Here is a 12,633-nt window from a genome sequence, read left to right as displayed (position 1 = left end):
CAGACCGTCGGGTACTGCCGCGGGCACGCGCGGATCTCATGGATCGTAGGTCATTGTTACCTATACTCACAATGAACGTCATCCTGATATTGTTCCCGCATGACCGCCCCAGATCCCGACGGCCTGCTCGCCGAGCAGTTGCTGCGGCTCACCCGCCGGGTGCACCGCATCCAGAAGCGCCATCTCGAGCACCGCGACCTCGGCATCACCCCGGCCCAGTCCCGGCTGCTGCGCACGCTGGCGCACTACGGCTCGCCGCCGCGCATGGCCGACCTCGCCGAGCGCCTGGAGGTCGTACCCCGGGCGGTGACGACACTGGTCGACGGGCTGGAGACGGCCGGGAAGGTACGTCGCGTCCCGGATCCCGCCAACCGCCGCGTCATCCGGATCGAACTCACCGACGACGGGCGCGCGGCCCTCGGGGAACTGCGCGCCGCACGCCGGTCCGCCGCCGAGGAGATCCTCGCCCCGCTGAGCGACGGGCAGCGCGCGGTGCTGGGCGGACTGCTGGACACGCTGATCGACGGGCCGGACGACGGCCGGGGCCACCGTCACACCGCCTGAACGTGGGATCAGGCTGCTCCCGGATCCGGCTGCCGCGGGCTTCCGGGAGCCCGCGCTCAGGCTTTCAGGTTCGCCCTGTCCCCCATGACCACCACGGGGTGCAGGTCCGGGTCGAGCGTGCGCAGCAGGTACTCCATCGCCGACTTGGGCAGGCTGACGCAGGCCGATGTACCGCTGCCGTGGTCCATGTGGAGCCAGATCGAACCGCCCTTGGCCGAACCCTCGGGGCGGGTCGGGTCGTTCGGCGGGGTTCCCTCGACTCGGTTGTAGTCGATGGCGATGACGTAGTCGAAGTCGTGCCAGTACGACTTCGCCCACCAGTGCGGGGCCGCGAAGCTCGCGGACCGGCTGTAGGGCAGGCCGGTACCGGGGGCGGGATCCGGGTCCGGCAGCACGCCGCCCGCGTCGCTGAGCGTGAACACGCCGACCGGGCTGCGCTTGTCGTTCTCGTGGTGGTGGGTCGTCCACCCCTTCGTGCCGTTGTGCGCGTCCCAACCGCGGGCGCGGTGCCAGGCGGAGCCCTGCTTCGTGTAGAGCACGGCCGTGGAGTCGGCGGAGTCCCTGCCGTCGCCGTACACCGCGAGGACCTGGCGCGAGTCGGCGGGGATGCGGCGCTGGAGCCGGTCGCCGACGCCGGGGACGGTGGTCGGGTCGGCCGTCCCACCGCTCCGGCCCTCCCCGGCGGGGGGCGCGCTCGCCTCCTTGTCCGCCCGGTGGCCCGTCGGGCCGCCGCAGGCGGACAGCGCCGTCACCGTCAGCAGGGAGCCAAGGGCCGCCATCGCGACCGCCGTACGCCGTACGCCACCACTCGCCATCCGTCCATCGTCGCACTCGTCCCGGGCATGCCGTCATGACCCCGGCGGGCGAACGCGGGTGGAGCGCCTCGGACGGACTCGGCCTGTGCGCCGCGGGCGCGTGCGGGCGACGTGCGGTGGTCCGGAGCCGGATTTGTGTCGCACCGCGGAAAACCGCTTGATTTTGGACCCGCGGCGACGCGAACCTTTCACGGTTTGCAGCCTCTTGATGCCGCATAGCGACGGCACCTCCTGACACGAGCCACTGGGACGTCATGCAGATCCAAGACCTTCCGTATCCCGACCCGGGCGTGCCGGACGCACGCTCGGGCCCCCGATTCCTGTGGTGGCTGTTCCGCAACCAGCTCGATGGCCAACTCAAGTCACTGGCCTGGGGCCTGCTGCACTTCGCCTCCGTCTCCGCCCTGCCCTTCTGCGTCGGTCTCGCCATCCAGTCGGTCGTCGACCGCTCGGGCGGACGCCTCGCCCTCGCCGGCGGCCTCATGGTCCTGTGCTGCGCGGGCAACGCGGTCGGCGACACCTTCCTGCACCGTGCCGCCGTCACCAACTGGATCACCGCGGCCGCACGTGTCCAGCAGCTCCTGGCCCGCAAGACGGCGCTGCTCGGTTCCGCGCTGACCCGACGCGTCGCGGCCGGAGAAGTCGTGGCGGTGTCCACCGGTGACGTCGAGAAGATCGGCTGGTTCGTGGAGGCCGTCTCCCGCTTCACCGCGGCCGCGCTCACCATCGTGCTGGTCTGCGTGGCGCTGGTCGTCTACCAGCCGGCGCTCGGCGTCGTCGTGATCGTGGGCCTGCCGGTCCTGGCCCTCGCGGTGCTGCCCCTGCTGCCCCGAGCCACCCGGCGGGCCGACGTCCAGCGCGACAAGGCCGGCCGTGCCACGGAACTCGCCTCGGACACCGTCGCCGGACTGCGGGTGCTGCGTGGCATCGGCGGCGAGGAACTCTTCCTCGACCGCTACCGCGGGGCCTCCCAGGAAGTGCGCCACGCGGCCGTGCGCAGCGCCCGCATGTGGTCACTGATCTCCGCGATCCAGGTGCTGCTGCCGGGACTGCTGCTGATCGCGGTGGTCTGGCACGGCGTCCACCTGGCCCGCGAGGGCCGCATCGGCGTCGGCGAGCTCGTCACCGTCTACAGCTCCGTCATGATCCTCACCTACCCCCTGCGCCACTTCGAGGAGATCGCCATGGCGTACTCCTTCTCCAAGCCCTCGGCCAAGCGGGCCGCACGGGTGCTGGCCCTGGAACGCGCCACGGACACCACGGGTTCGCGGGAGGCCGAGACCCCCACCGGGGACCTGTACGACCCGGCCACCGGTCTCCTGGCTCCGGAGGGGTGGTTCACCGCCGTGGTGTGCGGTGACCCGGACACGGCCGGACGGCTCGCGGAACGCCTCGGCGGGCATCCGTCGGAGAAGGGGACGTCGGCCCTGCTGGGCGGCGTGCCGCTGGACGAGCTGCCCCTGAAGTCCGCGCGGACCGCCGTCCTGGTCCAGGACAAGGACCCGGTGCTGCTCTCCGGCACGCTTCGCGAGCTGCTGGACGTGCCCGCGTCCGGTGCCGTCGGCGCCGAGGACGCGCTGGCCGCCGCGCAGTGCGGTGACGTGCTGACGGCACTCGCACAGGGCTCGCTCGGCACGGACGACCCGATGGACGCCCGCATCACCGAGCGGGGCCGGTCGCTGTCGGGCGGGCAGCGCCAGCGGCTGGCACTGGCGCGGTCCCTCATCACGGACCCGGGGGCGCTGGTCCTGGACGAACCGACCTCGGCCGTGGACTCGCACACCGAGGCGCGGATCGCGGAAGGCGTGCAGGCCCTGCGCGCGGGGCGCACCACGGTGGTGTTCACCTCGTCCCCGCTGCTGCTGGACCGCGCCGACCGGATCGTGTTCCTGCACGACGGCGAGGTCGCGGCGGTCGGTGCCCACCGGGAGCTGCTGCACACCGAGCCGCGGTACCGGGCCGTGGTGACCCGCGAGACCGAGGAGGAGACCGCGGCGCACCTCGACGGCGTACCGGCCGGGAGGGAGCCCGCGAGGCCGCCGCGCGACGACGCCAATGAACGCGGTGACGGCCGCAATGACGGCCGCGTTGACGGCCGTGAGGGCGCCCTGAGTGACGACGACGTACTGCACCGACTGGAAGAGATCGAGGAAACGGCATGATCGGCGTCGCGCCCCCGTCCTACGACCCGGCGGCCCCCACCACGGCGAGCACCCTGCCCGTCGGCGCCCGCCCGACCGTGCGCGCGTACGTGGGAGAGCTGCTGCGCCGGCACCGTCGGGCCTTCCTCTTCCTCGTCACCGTCAACACCGTCGCCGTGATCGCCTCGATGGCTGGCCCCTACCTGCTGGGCGGGCTCGTGGAACGGGTCTCGGACGACACGCGCGAGTTGCACCTCGGCCTCACGGCCACGCTCTTCGTGATCGCCCTCGTCGTGCAGGCCGTGTTCGTGCGCGAGGTACGGCTGCGGGGGGCGATGCTCGGCGAACGGATGCTGGCCGATCTGCGCGAGGACTTCCTCGTGCGGTCGGTCGGTCTGCCGCCCGGCGTGCTGGAACGGGCCGGTACGGGTGACCTGCTCTCGCGCATCACCACGGACATCGACCGGCTCGCCAACGCCATGCGCGAGGCCGTCCCCCAGCTCGCGATCGGCGCCGTCTGGGTGGTGCTGCTGCTCGGTGGCCTGGTGGTCACGGCACCGCCGCTGGCACCCGCGGTGCTGATCGCGGTGCCGCTGCTGGTGATCGGCTGCCGCTGGTACTTCCGCAGGGCCCCCGCCGCCTACCGCTCGGAAGCCGCCGGGTACGCCGCCGTGGCCGCGGCGCTCGCCGAGACGGTGGACGCCGGGCGCACCGTCGAGTCCCACCGCCTCGACGCCCGTCGCATCGAGCTGTCGGAGCGCCGGATCGCGGAGTGGACGGCCTGGGAGCGGTACACCCTCTGGCTGCGGTCGGTGCTCTTCCCCGTTATCAACGTCACCCATGTGACCGTGCTCGCCTCCGTCCTGCTCATCGGTGGTGTCTTCGTCCTCCAGGGGTGGATCGGGGTCGGTCAGCTGACCACCGCGGCCCTGATCGCGCAGATGCTCGTCGACCCGGTCGGCATCATCCTGCGCTGGTACGACGAGCTGCAGGTGGCCCAGGTCTCGCTGGCCCGGCTGGTGGGCGTGCGGGACATCGAGCCGGACGCCGGTGACGGCACGCTCTCCCCCGACGGGCGGCACGTGCACGCCGACGGGGTGCACTTCGGCTACCTCGAGGGTGTGGACGTGCTGCGCAAGGTGTCGCTGGAGGTCGCCCCCGGCACCAGGCTCGCCCTGGTCGGCCCCTCGGGCGCCGGCAAGTCCACGCTGGGCAGGCTGCTGGCCGGCATCTACGGTCCCCGTGAAGGCCGGATCACGCTGGGCGGCGCGGAGCTCTCCCGGATGTCCGCCGAACGGGTCCGCTCGCACGTGGCCCTGGTCAACCAGGAGCACCACGTCTTCGTGGGCTCCCTGCGCGACAACCTCCGCCTCGCGAGGACCGCCGCCACCGACGCCGAGCTGTGGGCGGCGCTGGGCGCGGTCGACGCGGACGACTGGTCCCGTGGGCTCGAGGAGGGCCTCGACACCGAGGTCGGCTCGGGCGGCTTCGCGCTCACCCCCGCGCAGGCCCAGCAGATCGCGCTGGCCCGCCTGGTTCTGGCCGATCCGCACACGCTGGTGCTGGACGAGGCGACGTCGCTGCTCGACCCGCGGGCCGCGCGCCATCTCGAACGGTCCCTGGCCCGGGTCCTGGACGGCCGCACAGTGATCGCGATCGCCCACCGCCTGCACACTGCCCACGACGCGGACGTCATCGCCGTGGTCGAGAACGGCCGGATCAGCGAACTGGGCAGCCACGACGAACTCGTCGCGGCGGACGGCGCCTACGCGGCGCTGTGGCGGTCCTGGCACGGGTAGCCCTGTCGCGCGTCCTTCCGGGGACGGGGTGGTCCCGGACGGGGTGGTCCCGGACGGGGCGGTTCCAGGCGGAGTGACCACTCCCGGACGGGCCTGCCGGAGCGGGGCTTCCCGGTGGGGGCCGGCCCGGAACCGCCCTCGGAACCACCCCGCACCGTCCGCCCCGGACGGGACTCGGTGCTGCCGGACGACTCAGGCGGGGGCCCGACGGCAGGCCGGGCGATGGGCAGCGCACCGGACGGGGGTCCGACGCGTCGCCGATGCAGGGCCGGTCGGCGTGGGCCGGGCGGGCCGTCGGAGCCGGAGGAGCGGGCCCGGCGGTCACCCCGGCGGGGCCCGTGCCGTTGCGCGGTTCCGAACGGGAGTGGAAGGCTGGGAAGAGGCACCGGCTCGAGGCAGGCCCCGGGACCGTACGGTTCCGCAACGGGTGACGCCTGTGCCCCGTGCAGCGGCGACCCGCCGCGGTCCACGGTGAGAAGGGGCCGGTCCCCACCCCCTGGAGGTACCCGTGAACAGCGTCGACGGATGGGGAGATGACGTCTACCAGCCCGACGGATCCGAGCAGAGGGAGGACACCGGCCTCCTGGACGGCGAGGACACCCTCGAGGAGGACGGCGTCGCCGATCCGCTCGACCGGGGATGGTCCCCGCCCGAGCGGCCCTGGGCGGTGGAGCACACCGGTGTGACGGCCGCCGAACGCCACCGCGGTGAAACGCTGGACCAGCGGCTCGCCGAGGAGCGTCCGGACGAGCTCGCGCCCGACGGCGACGGGCTGGGCGATTCCGACGGCACCGACGGAGAGCTGCTGGACAACGAGGTCGGCGCGGACCGGTCCGGCCGGCTCGTGGCACCCGACGAAGGGGCGCACGAGGACGAGGAGCCGGCGCTGGTAGCCATGGACGTGGGCATCGACGGCGCGGCGGCCTCCGCCGAAGAGGCCGCGATGCACGTGGTCGACGAGGACTCTCTGCCGGGCTGACGCCACTCGCGACGGCGGGCCCGCGCCGTCGCCCCGATGATCCCCGCCGAACGAGGAGCCGCCATGCAGCAGGACAAGCACCCCGAATACCGGCCCGTCGTCTTCCGCGACCGCAGTGCCGGGTACGCCTTCCTGACCCGGTCCACCGCCACCAGTGACCAGACCATCGCGTGGGACGACGGCGAGACCTACCCGGTGGTGGACGTGGAGATCTCCTCGGAGAGCCATCCCTTCTACACGGGGAAGGCCCGAACGGTGGACTCGGAGGGGCGCGTCGCCCGCTTCGAGCGGCGGTACGGCGCGGGCGAGGGGCAGGACGCCGGGGAAGCCGGCTGAGACGGCCCGGCCCGCGTCACTCAGATGAAGTTGAGTGCCGCGGCGCCGCCCACTCCCCCGAGCAGCATGAACACCGGCATCAGTACCTTCAGCTCCACCCAGCTGCCCGCACGGAACCGCATGGCCTTCGGCGGCCCGATGGGGTACCAGCGCTTGCGGCCCACGGGTATCGGCCAGAGTATCGGGCACCCGGAGACGGTCAGCGCGTCCCCGATGTCGTGCACCAGCGCGCCGAGCACGATCGGCAGGCCCAGCCACAGGTACTCCTGGCCCGGTGCGGTGAACAGCCAGTCCGCGCCGCCGTCCGGCTTGTCCAGGATCCCGGCGAGGATCCATGCGCTGGTCCCGGCCAGCAGCCACACCAGCACGTCGCTGCTGGAACCGCGGGTGGCCCGCCAGAGCAGACCCTCGATGGCCAGCACCATGTGTACGAACAGGATCGCCAGGACCGCCCACCGGCCGCCCATGATCGCCAGCGCCGAGGTTCCCCCGCCGATCAGGACCGCCCACAGCCAGGTGTGCGTCAGCGTGCGGTGTCCGCCGGAGCGGCGTGGGTCGCCCCGCTTCCTGGTGGCCTTGTAGACGGCGGCGGACAGCTTGTCGACGATCTCGCACAGTCCCCGTGAGACCGGTCCGAAGGCCCGGGAGATGGTGGCCGCCTTGTGGTCGAGGTCCGGAGCGAGTGCCGCTCCGGCACAGATCAGGGCCCCGGCGAGCAGGACCGGCCAGGGCATCGGGTGCCCCGCGGCGGCGGTCGCCGCTCCGACACCGAGCCACGCCGCGGCGCCCGACAGTGAGTGTGCTGGTCCCATCATCGCCGTTGCCCGCCCCATTTCTCGTGTGCCGCTGTGCAGTTGTCCGGGTCCGCTGTTGCCGCGTCGGCGACCCAGCGTAGCGTTCGTGATCTTCACGCGGACAGCCGATTCCCCCATCGCGGCCCGCGGCAGGCAAGATGGGGGCGTGACCCTCATCGATCAGCTGCCGCGGACCGCCGACCCCGATGCCCTGTACGAAGCCTTCGAGGCGTGGGCCGAGGAACGCGGTCTCACGCTCTACCCTCATCAGGAGGAGGCGCTGATCGAGGTGGTCTCCGGCGCGAACGTGATCGTGTCGACGCCCACCGGCTCCGGCAAGAGCATGATCGCGGCCGGCGCTCACTTCGCCGCGCTGGCCCGGGACGAGGTCACGTTCTACACGGCTCCGATCAAGGCGCTGGTGTCGGAGAAGTTCTTCGAGCTGTGCAAGATCTTCGGCACCGAGAACGTGGGCATGCTGACCGGTGACGCCTCCGTGAACTCCGACGCACCCGTCATCTGCTGCACCGCCGAGGTCCTGGCGTCGATCGCGCTGCGTGACGGCAAGCACGCGGACATCGGCCAGGTCGTCATGGACGAGTTCCACTTCTACGCGGAGCCGGACCGCGGCTGGGCCTGGCAGATTCCCCTGCTGGAACTTCCGCAGGCGCAGTTCGTCCTGATGTCCGCGACACTCGGTGACGTCTCGTTCTTCGAGGGGGACCTCGCACGCCGTACCGGCCGTCCCACCTCGGTGGTCCGTTCGGCCACCCGTCCGGTGCCGCTGTCCTACGAGTTCCGCTACACCCCGCTCACCGAGACGCTCACCGATCTGCTGTCGGCCCGGCAGGCTCCCGTGTACATCGTGCACTTCACGCAGGCGCAGGCCGTGGAGCGGGCGCAGGCGCTCATGAGCATCAACATGTGCACGCGGGAGGAGAAGGAGCGGATCGCCGATCTGATCGGCAACTTCCGCTTCACCACGAAGTTCGGCCGCAATCTCTCCCGCTACGTGCGGCACGGCATCGGGGTCCACCACGCCGGCATGCTGCCCAAGTACCGGCGACTGGTGGAGAAGCTCGCGCAGGCCGGTCTGCTGAAGGTGATCTGCGGAACGGACACGCTCGGCGTGGGCGTCAACGTCCCGATCCGCACCGTCCTGTTCACTGCGCTGACGAAGTACGACGGCACCCGGGTCCGCACGCTCAGGGCGCGGGAGTTCCACCAGATCGCCGGCCGGGCCGGGCGCGCCGGGTTCGACACGGAGGGTTTCGTCGTCGCCCAGGCACCCGAGCACGTCGTCGAGAACGAGAAGGCGCTCGCCAAGGCCGGTGACGACCCGAAGAAACGCCGCAAGGTCGTCCGGAAGAAGGCACCCGAGGGCTTCGTGGCCTGGTCGGAGAGCACGTTCGAGAAGCTGATCGGCTCCCAGCCGGAGCCGTTGACCTCCCGCTTCCGGGTCACGCACACCATGCTGCTGTCGGTGATCGCCCGCCCCGGCGACGCCTTCTCCGCGATGCGTCACCTGCTGGAGGACAACCACGAGCCGCGCAGGCAGCAGCTCAGGCACATCCGGCGGGCGATCGCCATCTACCGCTCGCTGCTGGACGGCGGCATCGTGGAGAAGCTCGACCAGCCGGACGCCGAGGGACGCATCGTGCGTCTGACGGTGGACCTGCAGCAGGACTTCGCCCTGAACCAGCCGCTGTCCACCTTCGCTCTGGCCGCCTTCGAACTGCTGGACCCGGAGTCGCCGTCGTACGCGCTGGACATGGTGTCGGTCGTGGAGTCCACGCTGGACGACCCGCGCCAGATCCTCGCCGCTCAGCAGAACAAGGCGCGCGGCGAGGCCGTGGCCGCGATGAAGGCGGACGGGGTCGAGTACGAGGAGCGCATGGAGCGCCTCCAGGACGTCACGTACCCGAAGCCCCTGGAGGAGTTGCTCTTCCACGCCTACGACACCTACCGCAGGAGCCACCCCTGGGTCGGTGACCACCCGCTGTCCCCGAAGTCGGTCATCCGCGACATGTACGAGCGGGCGCTGACCTTCACCGAGCTGGTCTCCCACTACGAACTGGCCCGCACCGAGGGCATCGTGCTGCGCTACCTGGCCAGCGCCTACAAGGCCCTCGACCACACCGTCCCGGACGACCTGAAGTCCGAGGACCTGCAGGACCTGATCGAGTGGCTCGGCGAGATGGTGCGCCAGGTCGACTCCAGTCTCCTCGACGAGTGGGAGCAGCTCGCCAACCCGGAGGAGATGACCGCCGAGGAGGCGCAGGAGAAGGCCGACCAGGTACGGCCGGTCACCGCCAACTCGCGCGCCTTCCGGGTCCTGGTCCGCAACGCCATGTTCCGCCGGGTCGAGCTCGCCGCCCTCGACCACGTCGGCGAGCTGGGCGAGATGGACGCCGACGCCGGCTGGGACGCCGACGCGTGGGGTGAGGCCATGGACAAGTACTGGGACGAGTACGACGACCTCCGCACCGGCCCCGACGCCCGCGGACCGAAGCTGCTGATCATCGAGGAGGAGCCGCAGAACGGGCTGTGGCGCGTGCGGCAGATCTTCGACGACCCGAACGACGACCACGACTGGGGCATCAGCGCGGAGGTCGACCTCACCGCCTCCGACGCGGAGGGCCGTGCGGTCGTCCGCGTCACCGATGTCGGCCAGCTGTGAGCACAGGAGACTCCCACCGATGACGAATCCGGCCGAGAGCCTCGTCGCCCTGCTCGACCTGGAGCAGATCGAGGTCAACATCTTCCGGGGCCGCAGCCCCGAGGAGTCGCTGCAGCGCGTCTTCGGCGGCCAGGTGGCCGGCCAGGCGCTGGTCGCCGCGGGCCGCACCACCGACGGCGACCGCCCGGTGCACTCGCTGCACGCGTACTTCCTGCGTCCCGGTCGCCCCGGTGTGCCGATCGTGTACCAGGTCGAACGGGACCGGGACGGGCGGTCGTTCACGACCCGCCGGGTCACCGCCGTGCAGCAGGGACGCACGATCTTCACGCTCACCGCCTCCTTTCACAAGCCTGAGCAGGGGAGTTTCGAGCACCAGTTGCCACCGGCCCGCAAGGTCCCGGATCCCGAGTCGCTGCCGACGGTCGCCGATGAGGTACGGGAGCACCTGGGCGAACTGCCGGAGCAGCTGGAGCGGATGGCACGCCGCCAGCCCTTCGACATCCGCTACGTCGACCGGCTGCGCTGGAGCCCCGAGGAGGTCGAGGGCGCCGAGCCCCGCAGCGCCGTGTGGATGCGTGCGGTGGGGCCGCTCGGCGACGACCCGCTCGTGCACACCTGCGCCCTGACCTACGCGAGCGACATGACGCTCCTGGACGCGGTGCGTATCCCGGTGGAGCCGCTGTGGGGCCCCAGAGGGTTCGACATGGCGTCGCTGGACCACGCCATGTGGTTCCACCGGCCGTTCCGCGCGGACGAGTGGTTCCTGTACGACCAGGAGTCTCCGATCGCGACCGGAGGCCGCGGGCTCGCCCGTGGACGGATCTACGACACGGAAGGACGGATGCTGGTGTCCGTCGTCCAGGAGGGCCTCTTCCGGTCCCTGTAGGTCAGGAGTCTCTGCGCCACAGTCGGCCGAACAGGCCGCCTGGCCGTCCGGGTCGCTCCGCCGGGCGTGGTCCCTGGAGCTCTGTGCCCTGCCGCGCGCCGGCCACCGTCCCGGGCCGCAGGGGCTCCGCCGTCTCGCCGGGCACGGGCTCGGAACCGGACTCGATCGGCACGGCGTGCAGGGCCGGGCGGGGTGCCGGACACTGCCGACGGGCCGCTTCCACCGCTGCTGCCAGGTCCGACCGGAGCCAGTCGATCTCGTCCTGGTCTGCGGCTGTCACGATCTCCTCGGCGAGCTGTGCGGCCGGGGATTCCGGCGAGCCGTGCGCCGCCGTCACGGGACGGAACCGGCGCAGACGGGAGCGGTCGTACGGGTCGGTGACGACCTCCGAGACCTCGGCTGCGTCGAGCAGCGACGCCACGGCCGCGGCCCGGTCCCACGGGTCGTCGGCCGCCTGGCGGAGCAGGAAGCCCAGGTGCCTTCCCCGCCAGTTGCGGGGCCGCAGGTCCAGCCCCTCCCCCAGTTGGGCCCGGAGGACTTCGGTTGTGCGGCCCGTCAGCAGTGTCGCGTTGCGCTCGTCGGCGGCGAACCGCCGTAGCTCCTCGGCCAGGTAGAGCCAGACGACGGCGCGGTACCGGTTGACGTAGAACTTCACCGGTACCAACAGCCCCAGCCGTGCCAGACGGGTGAACCGTGCCCTGGTCACGTGCATGAGAGCCGCGCCCTCCGTGGTGCCGACGGTCCGGACACCGGACCGAAGCCCCTCGGCGAAGCCGTTCGCCGCCCGGATCCGGTCGATCTCGTCGCGGGGGACTCGCCACCCCCCTGCCACGCGGTCGGGAATCGTGCGGACACGGCCGAGGTGCACCGCGAGGTCGAGTTCGCTTCGCCTGAGCCCCAGTTCCCCTGCCGCGCGCTTCGGCGCGACAGAGGCGTCGCAGGTGGTGCCGGGCCGCTCGACGGCTGCGCCGGCCCTGTGCGTGACGGTGTTGCCGGACATGGTTCGTCTCCCCCGTGGAGTGTGTGGCAGGCGCCGTTCGCACCCGCTGACACAAAACCGTAGCCGCAGCAGCGACCTCCGTGGCAGGCCTGTGGACAACCCTGCGCCAGCCCCCAACGGTCCGCGAAAGTGCAGGTCAGGGCTCGGTGGGGGATATGCGTCGCGGCTGCCGCGCATCGACGTCGAGGTGCTCGCCCACCCGGTTCACGAGCAGCGTCATCTCGTACGCGATCTGCCCGATGTCGGCCTCCGCGCCGCTCAGCACGCACAGACAGCTGCCCGAACCCGCCGCGGTGACGAACAGGACCGCGTCGTCGAACTCCACCATCGTCTGCCGTACCCGACCGGCGCCGAAGTGCCGGCCCGAGCCCTTGGCCAGACTGTGCAGCCCGGACGACACGGCGGCGAGGTGCTCGGCGTCCTCGCGTCGCAGGCCTGTGCTCGCCCCGGTCACCAATCCGTCGTTGGACAGGACCAACGCGTGCCGTACGTGCTCGACGCGCGCCGTCAGGTCGTCAAGCAGCCAGCCGAGTCCCTGGTTCTGCACCATGGTCCGATAACTCCCCGTGTCTCCCCGTACGCGTTGCCTCCCCCTGGCCGGGGGATCCGTCCGCCAGCCTTCACCACGCCCGTGCTCCG

The 12,633-nt window shown here is 71.7% G+C and carries 11 protein-coding genes; 7 read left to right on the top strand and 4 right to left on the bottom strand.

The window, feature by feature from the left end; all coding sequences use genetic code 11:
- The first annotated feature begins 99 nt into the window (after positions 1–99).
- On the top strand, positions 100–564 hold the full coding sequence (locus Sco07f_RS12820; RefSeq protein ID WP_007447012.1) for a MarR family winged helix-turn-helix transcriptional regulator: 465 nt from the start codon (positions 100–102) through the stop codon (positions 562–564).
- Positions 565–620: 56 nt separating this feature from the next.
- On the opposite strand, the gene Sco07f_RS12815 is transcribed toward Sco07f_RS12820, so the two are convergent.
- Positions 621–1,379, bottom strand: a complete 759-nt coding sequence (locus Sco07f_RS12815; protein WP_108987905.1) for a hypothetical protein — start codon at positions 1,377–1,379, stop codon at positions 621–623.
- A gap of 254 nt (positions 1,380–1,633) precedes the next feature.
- On the opposite strand from Sco07f_RS12815, the gene Sco07f_RS12810 reads away from it, so the two are divergent.
- The 4 genes from Sco07f_RS12810 (at position 1,634) to Sco07f_RS12795 (ending at position 6,634) form a co-directional block, all read left to right on the top strand.
- Positions 1,634–3,541 carry an ABC transporter ATP-binding protein gene (locus tag Sco07f_RS12810; protein ID WP_108987904.1) on the top strand — a complete coding sequence of 636 codons (1,908 nt, stop codon included), beginning with the start codon at positions 1,634–1,636 and terminating at the stop codon, positions 3,539–3,541.
- Positions 3,538–5,319: an ABC transporter ATP-binding protein gene (locus Sco07f_RS12805; RefSeq protein WP_108987903.1), complete on the top strand. Its 1,782-nt coding sequence runs from the start codon at positions 3,538–3,540 to the stop codon at positions 5,317–5,319. Before Sco07f_RS12810 ends, Sco07f_RS12805 begins: the two co-directional genes overlap by 4 nt.
- A 508-nt stretch (positions 5,320–5,827) precedes the next feature.
- Complete coding sequence (locus Sco07f_RS12800) at positions 5,828–6,298, top strand: DUF5709 domain-containing protein (protein ID WP_007447055.1); 471 nt, start codon at positions 5,828–5,830, stop codon at positions 6,296–6,298.
- Between the two features lie 63 nt (positions 6,299–6,361).
- A complete protein-coding gene (locus Sco07f_RS12795) occupies positions 6,362–6,634 on the top strand; it encodes a type B 50S ribosomal protein L31 (RefSeq protein WP_108987902.1) in 273 nt (90 codons plus the stop codon).
- A 20-nt stretch (positions 6,635–6,654) separates the two neighbouring features.
- Here the strand turns inward: Sco07f_RS12795 and Sco07f_RS12790 are convergent, their stop codons facing one another.
- Positions 6,655–7,449, bottom strand: a complete 795-nt coding sequence (locus Sco07f_RS12790) for a metal-dependent hydrolase (protein WP_007447047.1) — start codon at positions 7,447–7,449, stop codon at positions 6,655–6,657.
- Positions 7,450–7,594: 145 nt separating this feature from the next.
- Between Sco07f_RS12790 and Sco07f_RS12785 the strand changes: the two genes are divergently transcribed.
- Positions 7,595–10,108 carry a DEAD/DEAH box helicase gene (locus Sco07f_RS12785; RefSeq protein WP_164140304.1) on the top strand — a complete coding sequence of 838 codons (2,514 nt, stop codon included), beginning with the start codon at positions 7,595–7,597 and terminating at the stop codon, positions 10,106–10,108.
- Between the two features lie 19 nt (positions 10,109–10,127).
- Complete coding sequence (locus tag Sco07f_RS12780) at positions 10,128–10,994, top strand: acyl-CoA thioesterase (RefSeq protein ID WP_007447060.1); 867 nt, start codon at positions 10,128–10,130, stop codon at positions 10,992–10,994.
- A 1-nt stretch (position 10,995) separates the two neighbouring features.
- Here Sco07f_RS12780 and Sco07f_RS12775 read toward each other — a convergent pair whose 3' ends face one another.
- Positions 10,996–11,994, bottom strand: coding sequence for a DUF6397 family protein (locus Sco07f_RS12775; RefSeq protein WP_108987901.1), 999 nt, complete (start codon positions 11,992–11,994; stop codon positions 10,996–10,998).
- Positions 11,995–12,130: 136 nt separating this feature from the next.
- Positions 12,131–12,544 carry a roadblock/LC7 domain-containing protein gene (locus Sco07f_RS12770; protein ID WP_007447049.1) on the bottom strand — a complete coding sequence of 138 codons (414 nt, stop codon included), beginning with the start codon at positions 12,542–12,544 and terminating at the stop codon, positions 12,131–12,133.
- Positions 12,545–12,633: the final 89 nt, after the last annotated feature.

It is taken from the genome of Streptomyces coelicoflavus (assembly GCF_003112555.1).
GTDB lineage: Bacteria > Actinomycetota > Actinomycetes > Streptomycetales > Streptomycetaceae > Streptomyces > Streptomyces coelicoflavus.
This window is presented reverse-complemented; position numbering and strand designations above follow the sequence as displayed.

Excerpts from the sequence above, each read along its gene's own strand:
- Sco07f_RS12820 (WP_007447012.1), top strand. The coding sequence starts at position 100 with ATGACCGCCCCAGATCCCGACGGCCTGCTCGCCGAGCAGTTGCTGCGG.
- Sco07f_RS12815 (WP_108987905.1), bottom strand. The coding sequence starts at position 1,379 with ATGGCGAGTGGTGGCGTACGGCGTACGGCGGTCGCGATGGCGGCCCTT.
- Sco07f_RS12810 (WP_108987904.1), top strand. The coding sequence starts at position 1,634 with ATGCAGATCCAAGACCTTCCGTATCCCGACCCGGGCGTGCCGGACGCA.
- Sco07f_RS12805 (WP_108987903.1), top strand. The coding sequence starts at position 3,538 with ATGATCGGCGTCGCGCCCCCGTCCTACGACCCGGCGGCCCCCACCACG.
- Sco07f_RS12795 (WP_108987902.1), top strand. The coding sequence starts at position 6,362 with ATGCAGCAGGACAAGCACCCCGAATACCGGCCCGTCGTCTTCCGCGAC.
- Sco07f_RS12790 (WP_007447047.1), bottom strand. The coding sequence starts at position 7,449 with ATGATGGGACCAGCACACTCACTGTCGGGCGCCGCGGCGTGGCTCGGT.
- Sco07f_RS12780 (WP_007447060.1), top strand. The coding sequence starts at position 10,128 with ATGACGAATCCGGCCGAGAGCCTCGTCGCCCTGCTCGACCTGGAGCAG.
- Sco07f_RS12775 (WP_108987901.1), bottom strand. The coding sequence starts at position 11,994 with ATGTCCGGCAACACCGTCACGCACAGGGCCGGCGCAGCCGTCGAGCGG.
- Sco07f_RS12770 (WP_007447049.1), bottom strand. The coding sequence starts at position 12,544 with ATGGTGCAGAACCAGGGACTCGGCTGGCTGCTTGACGACCTGACGGCG.